This is a genomic window from Paraburkholderia caffeinilytica (genome assembly GCF_046030355.1).
GTDB lineage: Bacteria > Pseudomonadota > Gammaproteobacteria > Burkholderiales > Burkholderiaceae > Paraburkholderia > Paraburkholderia caffeinilytica_B.
The window spans coordinates 184,186-203,769 of the sequence record NZ_JAQQCQ010000015.1 but is presented as its reverse complement, the minus strand read 5'-3'; the positions used below and the strand labels follow the sequence as shown (position 1 = coordinate 203,769).

Below are 19,584 nucleotides of genomic sequence, written 5' to 3'. Positions count from 1 at the left end.
ACGCTCGTTCAATTTATCGTTAGACGGGGTTTCCCCTGGCAAGCGGAGTCAGGGGGCACTCCCCTTCGTCTTCGAGTGCGGACGGCAGAATATGGTCGCGGAAAATGTCGCGCAGCTTGAGTTTCTGCAGCTTGCCGGTGGCCGTATGCGGGAGTTCGTCGACGAAGACGACGTCGTCGGGAATCCACCATTTGGCGACCTTGCCTTCGTAAAACGCGAGCAGTTCCTCCCGCGTCACGTCGAAACCCGCCCGCTTGACGACTACCAGCAGCGGCCGCTCGGTCCATTTCGGATGCGCGCAGGCGATGCACGCCGCTTCGGCCACCGCCGGATGCGCGATTGCGACGTTCTCGATGTCGATCGAACTGATCCACTCGCCGCCCGACTTGATCACGTCTTTCGAGCGATCCGTGATGTGCAGAAAACTGTCGCGGTCGATGGTGGCGACGTCGCCAGTCGGGAACCAGCCGTCCACCAGCGGCGAGTCGTCCTTGCGGAAATACCGGTCGATCACCCAAGGCCCGCGCACGTGCAGATCGCCGAACGCCACCCCATCCCACGGCAGATCGCGCCCGTCTTCGCCGACGATCTTCATATCGACGCCGTACAGCACATGGCCCTGCTTTTCGAGCAGTTTGCGCTGCTCCGCCAGCGGCCGCTGGCTCTGTTCCCACGTCAGTTTCGACAAGGTGCCGAGCGGCGACATTTCCGTCATGCCCCATGCATGGATCACCTGCACGCCATATTCGTCCTCGAAGGCGCGCAGCATGGCCGGCGGACAGGCTGAGCCGCCAATCACCGTGCGATTCAGCGAAGAGAAACGCACCTTGGCCTCGCGCAGATGGTTGAGCAAGCCGAGCCACACGGTCGGCACCCCGGCCGAATACGTGACGCGTTCGCTTTCCATCAATTCATACAGCGACTTGCCGTCGAGATCCTTGCCGGGAAAGACAAGTTTCGCGCCGGTCAGCGGCGCGGAGTGCGGAATGCCCCACGCGTTCACATGGAACATCGGTACGACCGGCAGCACGGAGTCGCGCGCGGACAGGCTCATTGCATCGGGCAGCGCTGCACCGAACGCGTGCAGGACGGTCGAACGATGCGAATACAGCGCGCCTTTCGGATTGCCGGTGGTACCGGAGGTATAGCAAAGATAAGACGCCTGACGTTCGTCGATGGGCGGCCACGTGTAATTCCCATCCTGTGCTTCGACCAACGTTTCGTAGCTCAGCACCGGCGTTTCCATCTTCGGCAGATGGGCTTCGTCGGCCAGCGCGATCCAGCCGCGCACTTTGGGGCACTGCGGCGCGAGCGCATCGACGAGCGGTGCGAACGTGGTGTCGAACAGCACGTAGGCGTCGTCGGCGTGGTTGACGATGTAGGCGATCTGATCGGGGAAAAGGCGAGGATTGATCGTGTGGCAGACGGCGCCGAAGCCCGTCGTGCCGTAATACGCTTCCAGATGCCGGTAGCCGTTCCAGGCCAGCGTGGCCACCCGCTCGCCCGGCTCGACGCCGAGCGCGATCAGCGCCTGAGCCAGCTGTTTTGCGCGCTTTTCGCAGTCGCGGTAGGTATAGCGATGCACGTCGCCTTCGATGCGCCGTGACACGATCTCGGTGTCGCCGAAATGCCGCGCGGCATGCGCGAGCAACGAGGGCACGGTGAGCGGCACGTCCATCATCTGGCCAAGCAGCGGCGTCGTCATAAAGAGAGATCTCCTCGCCTTGTTTGTGTCATTGGGGTTGCAGTTCGGGGGCCGCGCGGCGCGCTCCGCTGCGTCGCACGCGACGCTTCGGCGGCCCGCAAAGGACGGCGCCGGCAGGTCAGGTGGCGCGCGCTGAAGCGGCGCGGAAGCGCTTCGGCAGATGATGCCCGGCACGCAGGCGGCATCGGACTAGCAGCCGGCCAGCATCTCCGCGGGCGCGGACTTACAATATCGGTTAATCCAGAGGCGCTCAACATGTCGTTTTCCCCAAGCATTGCAGGGTTATCCGGGCCTTTATCGGCTCTTTCCGACGCACTGACCACCTCGCCCGAAAGCGCATTTGCGCGGCTCGGCAGTGTGTTTCTGACGCGGCTGCCGGCGGCGCCGCTGAGTGCGCCGTACGTGGTCGGGTTCTCCGAAGACACCGCCGCGTTGCTGGGTTTAGAGCCGGCCCTCCAGAATGATCCGGGCTTCGCCGAGCTGTTCTCCGGCAATACCACCCGTGAATGGCCTTCCGAGGCGCTGCCGTACGCGTCGGTGTATTCAGGGCATCAGTTCGGCGTGTGGGCCGGCCAACTCGGCGACGGTCGCGCGCTCGGTCTCGGCGAAGTCGAACACAACGGCCAGCGCTTCGAGCTGCAACTCAAAGGCGCGGGCCGCACGCCTTATTCGCGCATGGGCGACGGCCGCGCCGTGCTGCGTTCGTCGATCCGCGAGTATTTGTGTTCGGAGGCCATGCATCACCTCGGCATTCCGACCACGCGCGCGCTGTGCGTGATCGGCTCCGACCAGCCGGTGCGCCGCGAAGAAGTCGAAACCGCCGCGGTCGTCACGCGGGTGGCGCCGAGTTTCGTGCGTTTCGGCCACTTCGAGCATTTCTATTCGAACGATCGCGTCGACGCCCTTCGCGCGCTCGCCGATCATGTGATCGAGCGCTTCTATCCGCATTGCCGCGAAGCCGAGGATCCCTACCTCGCGCTGCTGAATGAAGCCGTGAATTCGACCGCCGATCTGATGGTCGAATGGCAAGCGGTCGGCTTCTGCCACGGCGTGATGAATACCGACAACATGTCGATCCTCGGTCTCACGATCGACTACGGCCCGTTCGGTTTCATGGACGGCTTCGACGCCGGCTACATCTGCAATCATTCGGACTCGCAAGGCCGTTACGCGTACAAGATGCAGCCGCAGATTGCGTACTGGAACCTCTTCTGCCTCGCGCAAGGCCTGCTCCCGCTGCTGGGCGTTCAGCACGAGGAAAGCGTGCGCAGCGACAAGGCGATCGAAGACGCGCAGCGTGTGCTCGGCGGCTTCAAGGAGCGTTTCGCGCCGGCGCTGGAGAAACGCATGCGCGCCAAGCTCGGCCTCGACATCGCGCGCGATGGTGACGACACACTGGTCAACCGCCTGTTTGAAGTGATGCACGCCAACCGTGCGGATTTCACGCTCACCTTCCGCAATCTGGCGCGTATTTCAAAGCACGATGCGAGCGGCGACGCGCCCGCGCGCGATCTGTTCCTCGACCGTGCCGCGTTCGATGCGTGGGTGAACGACTACCGCGCGCGCCTGTCCGAAGAAACACGCGACGACGCGGCGCGCGCCATTGCAATGAACCGTGTGAACCCCAAATTCGTACTTCGTAATCATCTGGCGGAGACGGCAATCCGCCGGGCGAAGGAGAAAGACTTCTCCGAAGTAGAACGCCTGGCCGCAGTCCTGCGCCGTCCGTTCGACGAGCAGCCGGAAAACGAAGCGTATGCGGGGCTGCCGCCGGATTGGGCCAGCTCGCTGGAAGTGAGTTGCTCTTCGTGACGAGCTAAAGCCTTTGATTGCGCTGACATTTGCCTGAATCGCTGACCGCCTTGGCAGCCCTTAAAACAAGCCCGAGACAGGAACCCCAACCATGAACAAGCCCGACGACCTCAACACTGGCGCCCCCGCCGTGCAGAAAGACGACGCCGAATGGCGCAAACAGCTCTCCGACATCGAATACCAGGTGACGCGCCACGCGGCCACCGAGCGTCCCTTCACCGGCCGCTACCATGACCACTGGGACCGCGGCATCTATGACTGCGTCTGCTGCGGCACGCCGCTGTTCGAATCGGACACCAAGTTCGACGCCGGTTGCGGCTGGCCGAGCTACTTCAAGCCGATCAACGGCGAAGTGATCGCCGAGAAAACCGACCGCACGCACGGCATGCTGCGCATCGAGGTGCAGTGCAAGAACTGCGGCGCGCACCTGGGCCACGTGTTCGAAGACGGACCGGCGCCGACGGGTCTACGTTACTGCATCAATTCGGCTGCGTTACAATTCGAGCCCAAGTAACGCAGCGCGGAGTTCGGCGCGTTGCCGGCCGGCGGGCCATCCGTGCATCCCTGCACGCTTGCAGCATCACCCGCCCGTCGGCCGCGACACCCTCGTCCGGCTTGCGAACCGGACAACCCACCGCCGGCAGTCAGGCAACGAGCAGCCGCTAACATTGGCCAGCAGCGCTCGTCCACCGCGGCGGCGGGTTCATGCAGCCAACCACCACGAGCGTCCCGCGCCGCGTCCCTGTCTCTTCGACCCACTCTCCGAATCCCCGACCAGATAATGAAATTCCTGTTCGATCTGTTCCCGATCATCCTGTTCTTCGTCGCCTTCAAGATCTGGGGCATTTTCACGGCGACGGCAGTGGCGATCGTCGCCACGCTGGTGCAGATCGCGTGGGTGGCATTCCGCCACCGCAAAGTCGATCCGATGCTGTGGGTAAGCCTCGGCGTCGTCACCGTATTCGGCGGCGCGACGCTCGTGCTGCACAACGACACCTTTATCAAATGGAAGCCGACCGTGCTGTACTGGGCGTTTTCGGTCGCGCTGATCGTCTCGCAACTGGCCTTCAACAAGAACCTGATCGAAGCGATGATGGGCAAGCAGATCACGCTGCCACACGCGATCTGGGGCAAGCTGAACATCGTCTGGGCGATTTTCTTCGTGCTGCTGGGGCTGGTGAACCTGTTCGTCGCGTACAACTACACGACCGACCAGTGGGTCAACTTCAAGCTGTTCGGCGCGACCGGGTGCCTCGTGGTATTCATCGTCGGACAGAGTTTGTGGCTGTCGAAGTACATGAAGGAAGAATGACATGACGAGCGATGTGTTTATGCACGCCACCACCGCCGAGCGCGCCGCGTTGATCGAAGCGCGCCTCACCGCGGCGCTCGCGCCGGTCGCCTCGATCCAGATCACGGACGACAGCGCGCAGCACGCGGGCCACGCCGGCGCCTCCGCCGGCGGTCATTTCTCTGTCACGATCGTGGCGGCCGCGTTCGCCGGGAAAGCCCGCGTGGCGCGGCATCGCATGGTGTATGATGCGCTGGCCGATGCCATGCAGCGCGGCATTCACGCCCTTGCAATCACGGCGTATACGCCCGAAGAATTCGCTTTGTTGCCCCGCTAGGAAACCTTTCGATGACCTTGAAGAAAACCCGCCTTTGGGTATTGCTGGCTGCATTTGCGGCCGCACCTGCATTCGCACAGAACATCGCCGTCGTGAACGGCACGCCGATTCCGAAAGCACGCGCCGACGCGCTGATCGACCAGCTGGTTCATCAAGGCCAGCAAAACACGCCGCAACTGCAAATGGCGGTGCGCGAAGAGCTGGTGAACCGCGAAATCCTGATGCAGGAAGCGCTGCGCCGCGGCCTGCCGAATCGTCCGGACATCAAGGCGCAAATCGCCGTCGCACAACAAACCGTCGTGCTGCGCGCGCTGATCGAAGACTTCGTGAAGAACAACGCGCCGAGCGACGCCGAAGTTACCGCGCGTTACAACGCGCTGATCAAGGACGCGGGCGGCAAGGAATATCACCTGCACCACATCCTGGTCGACAACGAACAGCAAGCCAAGGATCTGATCGCCAAGATCAAGGCCGGCGCAAGTTTCGAAGACCTTGCCAAGCAATTCTCGAAAGACCCGGGATCGGGCAAGAACGGCGGCGACCTGGATTGGTCGGACCCGAAGGCCTACGTGCCTGAATTCGCGGATGCGGCCACGCATTTGCAGAAAGGCCAGATGACCGACACGCCGGTGCATACGCAATTCGGCTGGCACATCATTCGTGTCGACGACGTGCGCAACATCACGCCGCCGCCGCTCGAGCAAGTGCGTCCGCAGATCGTGCAGCAGATCCAGCAAGAAAAGCTGCAGGCGTTCGAAGAAGGTTTGCGTAAGAACGCGAAGATTCAGTAAGCGTTTTTTGCCCGCTGCTTCAGAACAAAAAAACCGCCCTCGGGCGGTTTTTTTGTTTCTGCGGATTTCATGTGGGATTGTGCGCCCGGCGAAGACACCGATATCACTTGCGCAGCGCCCGGCTCATCTCCGCAAGCGGCATCGCAACGATCGAGTCGAGCAGCCGGACTTCGCCGGCATTCGGCTGCGTGATTTCGTCGACGGCGTGACGGGTCTCCGCAACTTTGGCGTCGACAACGGTGAGCATCTCATCGAGCAATTTCTCCGAACCTTTGGGCTGGAGGCCAAGCGCTTCGCCAAATGCCAGCATGTTCTTTCTGGAAACGTCCGCAAACTGAGTGGCCTCTCCAACGGGCATTGTCAGGTCGCAGTGCGGCCAACGGTCCCTCTGGTTCGGCTGGTAGGTGGGCGTGTGATAGACCACTGTACTGACCAGATCGTAAAACGGAGCCAGCATGTAGCCTCGGGCACTGACGAAGAACGAGAGATTTTTGAGGTGGGAATCCGCGTTGCCGATTAACACGTTGAAGACCGCCCATCGGAACACATCAAGACGTGCCTTTGCCCGCGTGCCGGTTGTTTCAATAGCATCCCTGAGTATCTGCGCCGTCGCGTTCTGATATTTGAAATGACGGTCGTAGTTCAACAGCTGCATTGCGTCGACCGTATGCAGGCGTCGAACCGGCTCGGCCGCCATATCACGATCGAAGCGGTCGATCACATAGCAGGCCGAGGGCACGCGCAGAAAATGCGTAGGCGGCACGCGCACGCCCATCGCTTGCGCAAGGCGCATGCAGAAAAATTCGTTTATCGCCGAATGAGGGTAGCCGGTGCTGCGCATGTCCGGCTTGAGCAGATGCATCGACGGCTCATTGCCCACGGGCTCAACAAGCTCGTAATCCGGCGCATGACCTCGCAAGGACAGCAGCAGTTTTTGTTGTGCACCCGCCGCGGACATGCGTTTGGGTGCGGTGGTACTGAGCGCGCGCTGCGGCATGGCCTGAATGCGAGCCTCCAGTTCCGCGTACGACAACGGCTGCACTCCAGCGGATGCCTCGCCTTCGCCCTCGGCGAGCAGCGTCAAAGCGCCTGCCGACTCCCGACCGTAGTAGGCAAGCAGCCCCCACGCATCACTCGCACTGACTTTGGCTTCACGAGCGAGCGCCGTGCGCATTTCCTCTTCAGGCAAAAGATTGTCGAAGAACCATTGCACCGGCCTCTGGCTCGACCCGTCGACGAAAGGTCCGCCATGGAGAGGAAAAGCGGGGGACAGCGCAAATGCGTCTTCGCGGCCCAGCCAGCTCTCGTCGTAGGTAAATGACCAGATGCCGCTGTCGTCGCCCACGACGCCAACGCGCTGGCCATTCGCGTAGGCAACAAGCGTTCTAGTTGCCATGAGCAGCCCGTCGGCGCTGGACGGCCTTGGTGGCCAAGGCCGGAGGAATGTCTACGGAAACCTGCGCGCGCAGCGTGATGCCCAGTTCCCCAAGAAGATGGAGCACCTTGCCGATCTGGGCGGTCGGCTTGCCCGCCTCAACGTGCGTAATGAATTTGGGGGACAGGCCAGTGGCGATGGCGACGTCGTCGCGCGTCAGCCCTTGTGCGAGCCTTGATGCCCGCACAAGATCGCCCAACTCCGTCATGCCGCTGATGTAAATCTCAGACTGATGCATTCTCTATCACCCGACCGTTCGTACCCGCTCGGGAACATTATGCCATGAGATAGAGGTAGGAGACCTGCTTCGTACCCGGGCGGGTACGAAGCGTTGAATTTAAAAGACAGTGTGGCCATTTCGTACCTGAGCGGATACGAATCGCACCAATCGTTTGAGCATCACAATTTTTCGTACCTGAGCGGATACGAATTGAATGTCGCCAATCGACTAGCAGCAACGAGGCGGAGCTGCACATCACCACCACTTCGGTTTGCGACTGCCGTAGTAGCACCGGCAAACCGCCACGCAGGGATGACGCGGCGGTCTGCGCATTACAACACCCTCAACCCAGCCAGCGGCGTGCGTTCTGGAACACGCGCAGCCACGGGCTTGCGTCCGTGCTGCCCTCGCCCCAGCCTTCCGGATGCCAGCTCATCTGTACCGCGCGATGCACGCGCTCGGTGTGCGGCATCAGCACGCTGAAGCGGCCGTCAGGCGTCGTAACCGACGTGATGCCGTCCGGCGAACCGTTCGGGTTGAACGGATACTGCTCCGTTGCCTGCCCACGGTGATCGATGTAACGCATCGCCACGGCCACCTTCGATGCATCGCCTTGCTGCGAGAAGTCCGCATAACCTTCGCCGTGCGCAATCGCCACCGGAATGCGCGAGCCTTCCATACCGGCGAAGAAGATCGACGGCGAAGCCTGCACCTCGACCAGCGAGAAGCGCGCCTCGAATTTCTCCGACTTGTTGCGCGTGAACTTCGGCCAGGCTTCGGCGCCCGGGATCATCGACGCGAGGCTGCTCATCATCTGGCAACCGTTGCAGATGCCCAGCGCGAACGTGTCTTCGCGACCGAAAAACGCGGCGAACATATCGGCCAGTTGCGAGTTGAAGCGAATTGCCTTCGCCCAGCCTTCACCGGCACCCAGCGTGTCACCGTACGAGAAACCGCCGCATGCCACCGCGCCGGCGAAATCCGCCAGGTTGGCGCGGCCGGCCAGCAGGTCGCTCATGTGCACGTCGTGCGCGTCGAAGCCGGCGCGGTCGAATGCATACGCCGTTTCGAGGTGCGAGTTCACGCCCTGCTCACGCAGGATCGCGACACGCGGGCGGGCGCCCTTGCCAATGAAAGGCGCCGCGACGTCTTCCGAAGGATCGAATGTGAGAACCGGCGAGATGCCCGGATCGGCCGCGTCGGACAGCGCGTCGTATTCGGCATCGGCACAAGCCGGGTTGTCGCGCAGACGCGAAATACGCCAGCTCACTTCGCTCCACGCACGATGCAATTCGGTACGCGGTGCGTCGTAGATCTTCTTGGCGTCGCGATAGATTTCGATCGTATCGCGATCGTTGGTCTTGCCGATCACATGCGAGCAAGCCGACAGACCGTGTTCGCGCAACGCGCCCAGCACTGTGTCGCGGTCCGCTGCGCGAACCTGAATCACGGCGCCGAGTTCTTCGGTGAAGAGCGCACGGATCGTGCGGTCTTCACGACGACCGCTGGTCTGCTTCGCCCAGTCTTTCGCGTCGCCGTAATCAGATTCGTGATTCGGATCGAGCACCAGCATATCGACGTTCAGCGACACGCCGACGTGACCGGCAAACGCCATTTCGCAAACCGTCGCCCACAGGCCGCCGTCCGAGCGGTCGTGGTAGGCGAGCAGCTTGCCGTCGCTATTGAGCGACTGGATCGCGGTGAAGAAACGCTTCAGATCTTCCGGATCGTCGACGTCCGGCACCGTGTCGCCAACCTGCTGCGTGACTTGCGCGAGAATACTGCCGCCCAGACGATGCTTGGCGCGGCCCAGGTCGATCGCGATCAGCACGGAATCGCCCACACCATCCGCGCCGCTCGCGCGGCGCAGTTGCGGCGTGAGATGCTTGCGCACGTCTTCGACCGGTGCGAATGCCGAAATGATCAGCGAAACCGGCGCGACCACTTCCTTCGCGACGCCGCGGTCTTCCCACTTGGTGCGCATGGACAGCGAATCCTTGCCCACCGGAATGCTGATGCCGAGTGCCGGGCACAACTCCATGCCGATGGCCTTGACCGTGTCGTACAGCGCGGCATCTTCGCCTGGCGCACCGCACGCGGCCATCCAGTTTGCCGACAACTTGAGCTTATCGAGCGACGCGATCGGCGCCGCCGCGATATTGGTGACCGCCTCGCCGACTGCCATGCGGCCCGACGCCGGCGCGTTGATCACGGCGAGCGGCGTACGCTCGGCCATGGTCATCGCTTCGCCGCGGAAGCCCGCGTAGTCCATCGTCGTGATGGCGACGTCGGCCACCGGCACTTGCCATGGGCCGACCATCTGGTCGCGCGCGGTGGTGCCGCCGACCGAGCGGTCGCCGATCGTGATCAGGAACGACTTGCTGGCCACCGTGGGGTGGCGCAGCACGCTCACGGCCACTTCGGACAACGCGATGCCGGTGACATCCACCGGTTCGAGTTTCGTTTCGACGCGTTTGACGTCGCGATGCATGCGCGGCGCCTTACCGAGCAGCACTTCCATCGGCATGTCGACCGGCTCGTGCGCGGCATCGCCATTCGCTTCGGAGTCGATCACCTTCAACTGACGTTCAGCCGTGGCGGTACCGACCACCGCGAACGGGCAGCGCTCGCGTTCGCACATGGCTTCGAACGCCGGCAGATCGGCCGGTGCAATCGCGAGGACGTAACGCTCCTGCGCTTCGTTCGACCAGATTTCGCGCGGCGACAAACCGCTCTCTTCCAACTGGATCTTGCGCAGATCGAAGATCGCGCCCTTGCTGGCGCCGTCCACCACTTCCGGGAACGCGTTCGACAAACCGCCTGCGCCGACGTCGTGAATGCTCAGAATCGGGTTCTTCTCACCGAGCTGCCAGCACGCGTTGATCACTTCCTGCGCACGGCGTTCGATTTCCGGATTGCCGCGCTGGACCGAGTCGAAGTCGAGTTCGGCCGTGTTGGTGCCGGTCGCCATCGAACTGGCGGCGCCCCCGCCCATGCCGATGCGCATACCCGGGCCGCCGATCTGGATCAGCAGCGACCCTTCCGGCAGATCGTGCTTGTGCGTGTGCTGATCGGAGATATTGCCGATGCCGCCGGCGATCATGATCGGCTTGTGATACCCACGCACCAGACCCGCGACGTTCTGCTCGTAAGCACGGAAATAGCCACCCAGATTCGGCCGGCCGAATTCGTTGTTGAACGCGGCGCCGCCGAGCGGGCCGTCGATCATGATTTGCAGCGGCGACGCGATGCGGTCGGGACGGCCGTACGCTTCGTATTTGTCGTCCGGATTCCGGTGGGCCAGCGGCTGCGCGGCGTCACGGGCGTTTTCCCAGGCTTCGACGCCGTCCGGCAACGCCAGGTTCGACACCGTGAAGCCCGCCAGACCCGCCTTCGGACGCGCGCCGCGGCCCGTTGCGCCTTCGTCGCGGATTTCGCCGCCCGCGCCGGTCGAGGCGCCCGGGAACGGCGAGATCGCGGTGGGGTGGTTGTGCGTTTCCACCTTCATCAAGGTGTGCGTCAGTTCGACATTACGGCGGTAGTGCTCGGGCAACGCGTTGGCGCCGGGTTCAGCCGGCGTGCGCGGGAACCAGCGCTCGGCCACGCCGCCCGCCATGATCGCCGAGTTGTCCGAATACGCGACGATCGTGCCCTGCGGGTTCAGCTTCTCGGTGTTGCGGATCATGTTGAACAGCGAGATGTCCTGCTTCTCGCCGTCGATTGTCCAATCCGCGTTGAAGATCTTATGACGGCAGTGTTCGCTGTTAGCCTGCGCGAACATCATCAATTCGACGTCGGTCGGGTTGCGGCCGAGTTTCGTGAAAGCGTCGACGAGATAGTCGATTTCGTCGTCGGCGAGCGCGAGGCCCAGTTCCGTGTTCGCCGCTTCCAGCGCGCCGCGGCCATGGCTCAGCACGTCGACGGTTTGCAGCGGCTTGGCCGGCAGTTCGTCGAACAGATGCAGCGCGTGGTCACGCGAGGGCGACACGCTCTCGGTCATGCGGTCGTGCAGCGCCGCGGCGACCGCCTCGCGGGCTTCGTCGGACAGCGCCTTCTTGCCGCCCAGCAGACCGCTTTTCAGCGTGACAGTGTATTCGACGCCACGCTCGATGCGGCGCACCTGCGTGAGGCCGCAGAGATGAGCGATATCGGTTGCCTTGCTGGCCCACGGCGACACCGTGCCGAAGCGCGGCACCACGAGGAAGGTTTCGGCCGTGCCACGCTCTTTCGTTTCTTCGAGCGGATCGCCGTAGTGCATCAGCGCTTCGATCTTCGCGTTGTCTTCCGCGGAGAGCGGATTTTGCGCGTTGACGAAGTGCAGATACTGGCCGCGTACGCCCGTGATGTTGGGGTCGATGCGCGTAAGCGTGTCGAGCAGGCGGGTTTGACGGAAATCGGAAAGGGCCGAAGCGCCGGGGAAACACGAGAAGTGGGCCATGGACTTGACGTTGCGTCGCTAATGATGCCGATGAGTGATGCCGATGAGTCGCGCGTGAAGGCGACGTGAGGCGGAAAGGAAGTCCGTGATTATACCCCGGGAACGGGCCTCCAACGGGCTTCGCACCAGGGTTTTGGCGGGGTCTGCGTGGCCGGACTGACGCTTTGACTGCTATCATTCGCCCTTTCACCAGATCGGCGCGAGCGGCCTGAGCAATGCCGGGCAACGCGCCGCATGCCACGCTTAACGGGAACGCGGCGTTTCGGCGTCCCGCCGGCAAATCGAATCAGATCATGGATGTCATCGTCATTGGCGGCGGGATTGTGGGCGTCGCCACCGCTTATCAACTGCGCGCGGCCGGCCACCGGGTATGCGTCGTCGAGCGCCACGCAACGGTCGCGCAGGGCGCGACCTATGGGCAGGGCGGCACCGTGCTGCCAACCCCGCTCGACGTCTGGTTCGGTCCGACTTTCATGGCGAGCCGTCAGGGCGCCAAAAGCGGCGTAATCAGCAAGACCGGCTTTAACGGGCCGGCGCGCCAGTTCGTCAAGCAGCTGGCCGCTTTACAGGAACCGGAAGCGTTCAGCCGCCAATACGCACGGCTGCGTCCGTTGATCGAAGCTTCGCGTGAAACGATGGCCGACATCGAAGCGCGCTTCGGGCTGGAATTCGAACAGGCGAGCGGCCTGCTCTACCTGGTGCGTTCCGAGCAGGAATGGCAACAGACACAGACCGCGCTCGATCTGCTGCGCCAATACGAAGTCCCGCACCATGTGCTCACGCCGGCCGAATGCGCCGCGTTCGAGCATTCCGTGCGGACCGAGCCGGAATTCGCCGGCGGCGTACTGTTCGACCAGGAACGCACGGCCAACTGCCCGCTTTTCGCGAAACTGATCAAGCAGACGCTCGATACGCAAGGCGGCGTGCAATTCATGCTGGGCTGCGAAGTCTCGGCGATCCGCCTCGAAGGCGAGCGCGCCGCGGTGGAGCTGGCGCCACGGCCTGGCACGGCCTCTCGCTCGCGTGAAGTCGACGTGATCAACGCCGATGCGATCGTCGTCGCCGCGGGTTACGGCAGCCTGCCGCTGCTCGAGCGCCTTGGGTTGCGGCTGCCGCTGCATCCGTTGCGTTTGCATAACCTCGTGGCACCGATCGCGCATGAGGAATGCGCGCCGCATGTCGCGATTGTCGACGCGGTCAAACGGATTACGGTCAGCCGTATGAATCATCGCTTGCGGATTGCGGGCGGTGCGGTCTTGCAGAGCGCCGGCCAGATCGACAAACCCTTGGGCGAAACGTTGACGAAGGAAGCGCTGGCGCTGCTGGGTCAGGCGACTCACGACTGGATTCCGGGCGCGGCCCGGATCTCCGCCGCTTTGCCGTGGGAAGGCGTAAAACTGCTGTCGCCGGACGGTCTGCCGGTGATCGGCAATGCGCTTCATCCGCGTCTCTTCGTCAACGCGGGACACGGGCCTGCCGGTTGGGGTCTGGCCTGTGGGGCGGGCAAACTGGTCGCCGACCTGATCTCGGGCAAGACGCCCGACGTTCCCGCGGACACGCTGGCTGCGCTGCGCGCGGACCGCTTCCAGTAAATGGCGGGCCCGCTCCGGAGCGGGCGGAAAGCGACGCAAGCGGAATAGGCAGGCGTCGCTTCGCGTCCGGCAATGCCACAAGCAGGTCCGAGCGGTCCAAGCAGATCCAACCAAGCCCGAGCAGTGTCAATCAGCCAATAACAATGACAATGCAGGCGCAGGCCAACACGACGCGCGCCCGAAGCCTATCGGCACTACCATAGTGGCTCCCAATGCTTCCTCACCTTGCCCAAGGTGAATTCCAAGCCTCGCCATGACAGTGTCCGAATCCACGCTCCCAACGCTAACCAGCCCGCACAATCGGGCGTTGCCGCTGCTCACGCTAACCGACCTGCGAATCCTCGAGACCCAGGCTGCGGCTGCGCTGGCTCCGCACACCCTGATGGCCCGCGCCGGCAAAGCCGCCGCGAGCTACCTGCAAGAACAGATCACCCGCGACACATCGACCGAAAAATCCCGGCACAAGGTATGGGTGGTAGCCGGCCCGGGCAACAACGGCGGGGACGCATTGATCATGGCGGCGGAACTGCAACGGGCAGGCATCGCCGTGGACCTGTGCATGCCGGTTGAAGTCAAACCGGAGGATGCCCGTTGGGCACTGGAAACAGCCCGCGCGGCGGGCATAGCCATCGCGACGGCACCGCCAGCCTCGCTGGAAAGCTTCACATGGCTGGTGGACGGTATGTTCGGCATCGGCCTGACCCACCCGCTGGACGGCGTCTTTGCCGCCATCGCCCGTCAACTCTCGCAACGCACGAAAGCAAAGTCGCGAAGAGGCGGCGTCCTCGCGCTCGACACGCCTAGCGGCCTCGACAGCGACACCGGCACGGTAGTCGGCGAGAAGCCAGGCCAAAGCGAAAGCGCCGCGGTCCATGCCACGCATACGATCACCTTCATCGGGGCGAAACCGGGCCTCTTCACGGCGCAGGGCCGCGATCTCGCCGGCACGGTCATGGTGGCGCCGATCGGCATCGACAGCAGCACCCGCACGGCTGTGCAGCTCAATGCGCCCGAACTGTTCGCCGACTTCCTGCCGCCGCGCGATTTCGCCACCAACAAGGGCACCTTCGGCAGCCTCGCCGTGGTAGGCGGTGACACCGGCATGTGCGGCGCGCCGATCCTCGCCTCGCGCGCGGCGCTTTACACGGGCGCGGGCAAAGTACACGTCGCCTTGCTCGGCGACGGCGCTCCGCCCTACGATCCGCCGCATCCCGAACTGATGCTGCATGCAATCGACGATCTGCCGCTCGACAAAATGGATGCGCTCGCCGTCGGTTGCGGCATGGGGCATCGCGACCGCGCCACGCGTGTCATGCACGACGTGCTGCCGCTCGACGTGCCCAAGCTGTTCGACGCCGACGCGCTCAATCTGATTTCGACGGACCCATCGCTCGCGGCCGAAGTCACGGCGCGTGGCGTACAAGGTGATCCCTGTGTGCTGACGCCGCATCCGCTGGAAGCGGCACGCCTGCTCGGCACCGATGCGCCGGGCGTGCAACGCGACCGCCTCGCCGCAGCGCGGGCGATGGCTGCGCGCTTCGCCAGCGTGGTCGTGCTGAAAGGCACGGGTACCGTGATCGCGGCGCCGGATGGCCGCATCGCGATCAATCCGACCGGCAATGCCGCGCTTGCGACTGGCGGCACGGGCGACGTGCTCGGCGGCATCATCGGCGCGTTTCTCGCCCAGCATCTGCCGCGCTACGAAGCCGCGCTGGCAGGCGTCTATCTGCACGGCCTCGCCGCCGACACGCTGAGTACACAAGGTCACGGCCCAGCGGGTTTGACGGCAGGTGAACTCGCGCCGATGGTGCGGACTTTGCTGAACCGGATGTTCTATGCGGCTGCGGGTGAATGAGGCAAGCCATGGGCGCGTGTCCAGACCCGATGCGTCACTCAGCAGACGTGGCGATGATTGAAACCAAAGCCGTTTCCGGCACTCCGCTGATTTTCCCGGCTTCCGGAACGGCGTCTCCTGAACGAGGCGCCCCATCCCACAGTGTGCGTGAGACGCCCAAACCGCTGCCGTCCGTCACACAACGCCGTTATACTGACCGACTGCGCCGCACGTCGGGTTCATTGCGGGTAACGGCGAAATTTCGGGCACCGTTCGATCTCCGGGCAGACTCGCGAAGTTTCCCCCGAAGTTTCCCCGTCACCCACCCGCGAACCCCACCGCGCGGCATCGCTCTAACCGCATCGTTGCTTCATCCTCGGCAGCGCTTCACGCGCGTGCCATTCTTCGTGCCCCTTCGTTAGACGGACGCTATGACGCAGAACTCGCTCCCCTCCTGGTCCTCGCTGCAAACGCATTACGAGAAGATTCGCGATGCGCACATGCGCGACTGGTTCGCCCCCGAGAACGATCCCGCCCCTACCCGTGCCGAGCGCTTTGCGTTCGCGGGCGGCGGTCTCGCGGCCGATTTCTCGAAGAACCGCATCACCGACGACACCCTGAAACTGCTGGTCCAGCTCGCGCGCGAAGCGGGCGTCGAGAAGCGCCGCGACGCGATGTTCGCGGGCGAAGTCGTCAACCCGACGGAAGGCCGCGCCGCGTTGCACACCGCGCTGCGCGCCACTGATCCGAAAGCCCCGTTCCATGCACAGATCCAGGCGGAACGCGCCAAGATGGCCGCGTTCGCCGACAAGGTCCGCAGCGGCGAGTGGACCGGCTACACCGGCAAGCGGATTCGCTACGTCGTGAACATCGGCATCGGCGGCTCGGACCTCGGGCCGAAGATGGTCGTACACGCGCTGCATCATCTGGCCACGCCGGAGATCACCACGCACTTCGTGTCGAACGTGGACGGAGCGGATCTGTACAACGTGATGCAGCAGATCGATCCGGAAGAAACGCTCGCGATCATCGTCTCCAAGACCTTCACCACGCTCGAAACCATGACCAATGCGCGCTCGCTGCGCGACTGGTTCATCGAGAAAGGCTGCCCGGAAAGCGCGCTGGCGAAGCACTTTGTCGGCGTGTCGGCGAACCCCGCCGAGGTGGTCAAGTTCGGCATCGCGAAAGAGAACGTGTTCGAGATGTGGGACTGGGTCGGCGGGCGTTATTCGCTGTGGTCGGCGGTGGGTCTGTCGATCATGATCGCGATCGGCCCGCAACAGTTCGACGAACTGCTGGCCGGTGCCAACGAGATGGACCAGCATTTCCGCGACGCACCGCTCGAAAAGAACCTGCCGGTGCTGCTCGGCATGATCGGCATCTGGTATCGCAACTTCTTCGGCTCGCAAAGCTATCTGGTCGCGCCGTATTCGGAAGCGCTGCATTTCCTGCCGTCGTATCTGCAACAGCTCGAAATGGAAAGCAACGGCAAGTCGGCGCGCCTGGACGGCGTGATGGTCGACTATCCGACCGCCGCGGTGACCTGGGGCGAACCGGGCACGAACGGGCAGCATGCGTTCTTCCAGATGCTGCACCAGGGCCCGACCATCGTGCCGATCGACTTCATCGCCGTGCTGACGCCGGAGCATCCGCTCGTCAGTCATCATCCGAAGCTGCTGGCGAACTGTTTCGCGCAAAGCGAAGCGCTGATGCTGGGCCGCACGCTCGAAGAGGCGAAGAAGGTTGCCGGTGCGGACAAGCCTGAGCTGGCGCCGCATCTGGTGTTTCCGGGCAACCGTCCGACGAGCACGCTGCTGGTCGATGCGCTCACCGCGCGTTCGCTCGGCGCCTTGATCGCGCTGTACGAGCATAAGGTGCTGGTGCAGGCATCGGTATGGGACATCAACCCGTTCGATCAATGGGGTGTCGAGTTGGGCAAGATCCTCGGCAAAGTGGTGGAAGCGGATCTGACGTCGGCAACTGTCGATGAGAAGAAGCACGACTCGTCGACGTCGGCGTTGATCGCGCGGGCGCGCGCTGCCTTGAAGCGTTGAGCGTGAACGGCGCGCTGGCTCGCGCCGCATGCGCTGAATGTTCACGCGCGTGTGGTTAGCGGCGTTGCGTTATCGAGTCGCATGCCAGGAAAAGCAAAGCGGGCCCTTGTGGCCCGCTTTGCTTTGTACGACCACCTGGATACGTGTGGCTGGCACGCTTCTCAGGCCAGACGTCCCGCCTCGATGGTCACCGTCGTATCGCAGCGGCGCGCCAGTTCGATATCGTGCGTGACGAGGATCAACGTGGCGCCGTTCGCGCGGTTCATCTCGAACATCAAATCGATCACGGCGTGACCGGTGGCTGCATCGAGACTGCCGGTCGGCTCGTCAGCGAACAGGATCGCCGGGTGGGTGACAAAGGCGCGCGCGAGCGCGACCCGCTGCTGTTCGCCACCCGACAGCAGCTTAGGATAGTGTCCGGTGCGCTTGCCGAGTCCCACCTGCTCCAGCAATCCGCGCGCACGCGCTCCGGCCTCCCGCGTGCCGATGCCGCCTTGCAGTTCGAGCGGAAGCGTGACGTTTTCGAGCGCCGTCAAATGCGGCATCAGTTGAAACGACTGGAACACGAAGCCGACCGAGCCGCTGCGCAACGCGGCGCGCTCGTCTTCGTTCAGCTCGGTTAGCTCGCGGCCGAGCAACCGAACCGAGCCCGAACTCGCGCTGTCCAATCCTGCGAGCAAGCCAAGCAGCGTAGACTTGCCCGACCCGGATGCACCGACGATCGCCACACTGCTGCCGGCATCGATAGCAAGATCGATGTCCTCGAGAATCGTCAGTTCGCCCGTTGCATCCTTAACCTTCTTGCACAAACCCCGCACTTCAATGACTGGATCAGTTTTGTTTAGCATGGTGAAGCGTAGGTTGAAAGTGCGCGCCGTAGCTCCTCGCGCGCCGGCGCTGACTACGGCATTCGGCTCGGCCGTCGTGCTGGCCGCAACCCTGTTTTCGCTGCCCTTCCCGGCCCATGCGGCCAATACGCCCGAACAGGCCAGGCCGGTGATCGTCGTGCTCGGCGACAGCATCTCGGCCGAATACGGCTTGCCCCGCGACACTGGCTGGGTTGCCTTGATGCGCCAGCGCCTCACCGACGAGCGAATCGATTATAGCGTCGCCAATGCAAGCATCAGCGGCGACACCACGAGCGGCGGGCGGGCGCGCTTGCCGGCGCTCCTGCAGCGGCTCAAGCCGAGTATCGTGATCGTCGAACTCGGCGCCAACGATGCGTTGCGCGGCGTGCCGCTCGCCACGACCGAAGACAACCTGCGCACGATCATCGAGCAGGCTCAACAAGGCCATGCGAAGGTCGTGCTGGTCGGCATGTATGTACCACCCAATTACGGCCCCGACTACACGCAAAAGTTCCACGGCCTGTACGGCGAACTCTCGAAGCAATTGCGCGTGCCCCTGGTGCCCTTCCTGCTGGCCGGTATCGCCGACAAGCCGGAAATGTTTCAGGCCGATCAGATCCATCCCACGCAGCAGGCACAGCCAGTGCTACTCAACAACGTGTGGCCGGCTGTCAAGCCACTCCTTCGCACAAGTTCGCCGCACTGAAAAGCTCGCTAACAACTTGTTTCCGGTAATTGGGGAGCGCGGATCGGCAAGATCACCCTGACTTTCGTAATCCCGCGCAACCCGGCTCGATTTCTGAGCGACTTCTGAGGAGATAACGTGAAATCTTTACCGTTAATCGCTTTGACCGTGGCAATTTCTGCATGCGCCGCTCAACCGCCTGCCGGCGTTCAATCCGTGGGCCAAAGCCAGCAGCCGCCGAAGGCTGTTGCTACCTGCATTGCGCAAAAGTGGGCCGATAGCTCGCAGCAGCAAGTCGTGTCGCAAGACACGCTGGCTAACGATCAGGCCGTGGATGTCTATGTGCCTGGCCAACAGCCGCCTAACGGCGCAGCCGCCGTGGTACGGCCTTCCTACAGCGGCCCGGGGTCGTGGGTCGGCTTCCGCGCCAATGGCGCGGCGGGCAGCGATGCCACCAGTTCGATCAGCGCTTGCCTCTAGGCGGCTGACTGACGGCATAACACGCCGCGATCTCAAGCAAAACCGTTTGACGCGCTTGCACG

At 63.4% G+C, this 19,584-nt stretch carries 15 protein-coding genes; 10 read left to right on the top strand and 5 right to left on the bottom strand.

The genetic code is table 11. The features are described 5' to 3' along the window. Positions 1-19: 19 nt before the first annotated feature. Positions 20-1,705, bottom strand: coding sequence for a 3-(methylthio)propionyl-CoA ligase (locus PQQ95_RS22755; RefSeq protein WP_408440901.1), 1,686 nt, complete (start codon positions 1,703-1,705; stop codon positions 20-22). Between the two features lie 255 nt (positions 1,706-1,960). Between PQQ95_RS22755 and PQQ95_RS22750 the strand changes: the two genes are divergently transcribed. From PQQ95_RS22750 to PQQ95_RS22730, 5 genes are all read left to right on the top strand, one after another. Then, a complete protein-coding gene (locus tag PQQ95_RS22750; protein ID WP_408440899.1) occupies positions 1,961-3,517 on the top strand; it encodes a protein adenylyltransferase SelO in 1,557 nt (518 codons plus the stop codon). Positions 3,518-3,608: 91 nt separating this feature from the next. Continuing rightward, entirely contained in the window at positions 3,609-4,031 is a 423-nt protein-coding gene (gene msrB, locus PQQ95_RS22745; RefSeq protein ID WP_172163785.1) for a peptide-methionine (R)-S-oxide reductase MsrB, read from the top strand. Positions 4,032-4,298: 267 nt separating this feature from the next. Beyond that, complete coding sequence (locus PQQ95_RS22740) at positions 4,299-4,829, top strand: septation protein A (protein ID WP_054042677.1); 531 nt, start codon at positions 4,299-4,301, stop codon at positions 4,827-4,829. Between the two features lies 1 nt (position 4,830). Continuing rightward, positions 4,831-5,145 (top strand): BolA family protein, encoded by a 315-nt coding sequence (locus PQQ95_RS22735; protein ID WP_266210677.1) that lies wholly within the window; start codon positions 4,831-4,833, stop codon positions 5,143-5,145. A gap of 11 nt (positions 5,146-5,156) precedes the next feature. Continuing rightward, a complete protein-coding gene (locus tag PQQ95_RS22730) occupies positions 5,157-5,936 on the top strand; it encodes a peptidylprolyl isomerase (protein WP_408440896.1) in 780 nt (259 codons plus the stop codon). Between the two features lie 103 nt (positions 5,937-6,039). On the opposite strand, the gene PQQ95_RS22725 is transcribed toward PQQ95_RS22730, so the two are convergent. The 3 genes from PQQ95_RS22725 to purL form a co-directional block, all read right to left on the bottom strand. Next, positions 6,040-7,332: a HipA domain-containing protein gene (locus PQQ95_RS22725; protein WP_408440894.1), complete on the bottom strand. Its 1,293-nt coding sequence runs from the start codon at positions 7,330-7,332 to the stop codon at positions 6,040-6,042. Then, positions 7,322-7,609 carry a helix-turn-helix domain-containing protein gene (locus PQQ95_RS22720; RefSeq protein ID WP_408440891.1) on the bottom strand — a complete coding sequence of 96 codons (288 nt, stop codon included), beginning with the start codon at positions 7,607-7,609 and terminating at the stop codon, positions 7,322-7,324. The genes PQQ95_RS22725 and PQQ95_RS22720 overlap by 11 nt, the downstream gene beginning before the upstream one ends. Positions 7,610-7,934: 325 nt before the next feature. Continuing rightward, entirely contained in the window at positions 7,935-12,029 is a 4,095-nt protein-coding gene (gene purL / locus PQQ95_RS22715; protein WP_408440889.1) for a phosphoribosylformylglycinamidine synthase, read from the bottom strand. A 293-nt stretch (positions 12,030-12,322) separates the two neighbouring features. Between purL and PQQ95_RS22710 the strand changes: the two genes are divergently transcribed. From PQQ95_RS22710 to pgi, 3 genes are all read left to right on the top strand, one after another. Then, positions 12,323-13,621: an FAD-dependent oxidoreductase gene (locus tag PQQ95_RS22710; protein WP_408440886.1), complete on the top strand. Its 1,299-nt coding sequence runs from the start codon at positions 12,323-12,325 to the stop codon at positions 13,619-13,621. 253 nt (positions 13,622-13,874) lie between these two features. Continuing rightward, positions 13,875-15,476, top strand: coding sequence for an NAD(P)H-hydrate dehydratase (locus PQQ95_RS22705; protein ID WP_408440884.1), 1,602 nt, complete (start codon positions 13,875-13,877; stop codon positions 15,474-15,476). Between the two features lie 410 nt (positions 15,477-15,886). After that, the gene (gene pgi / locus PQQ95_RS22700; protein WP_408440881.1) at positions 15,887-17,509 is read left to right on the top strand and encodes a glucose-6-phosphate isomerase; all 1,623 of its coding nucleotides are present in this window, start codon (positions 15,887-15,889) and stop codon (positions 17,507-17,509) included. 161 nt (positions 17,510-17,670) lie between these two features. Here the strand turns inward: pgi and PQQ95_RS22695 are convergent, their stop codons facing one another. After that, complete coding sequence (locus PQQ95_RS22695; RefSeq protein WP_408440879.1) at positions 17,671-18,357, bottom strand: ABC transporter ATP-binding protein; 687 nt, start codon at positions 18,355-18,357, stop codon at positions 17,671-17,673. Between PQQ95_RS22695 and PQQ95_RS22690 the strand changes: the two genes are divergently transcribed. Both PQQ95_RS22690 and PQQ95_RS22685 read left to right on the top strand, forming a co-directional pair. Next, positions 18,356-19,063: an arylesterase gene (locus tag PQQ95_RS22690; protein WP_408440876.1), complete on the top strand. Its 708-nt coding sequence runs from the start codon at positions 18,356-18,358 to the stop codon at positions 19,061-19,063. The two genes, PQQ95_RS22695 and PQQ95_RS22690, sit on opposite strands and share 2 nt — an antisense overlap. A 117-nt stretch (positions 19,064-19,180) precedes the next feature. Beyond that, positions 19,181-19,522, top strand: a complete 342-nt coding sequence (locus PQQ95_RS22685) for a hypothetical protein (RefSeq protein ID WP_408440873.1) — start codon at positions 19,181-19,183, stop codon at positions 19,520-19,522. The last annotated feature ends 62 nt before the right edge of the window (positions 19,523-19,584 follow it).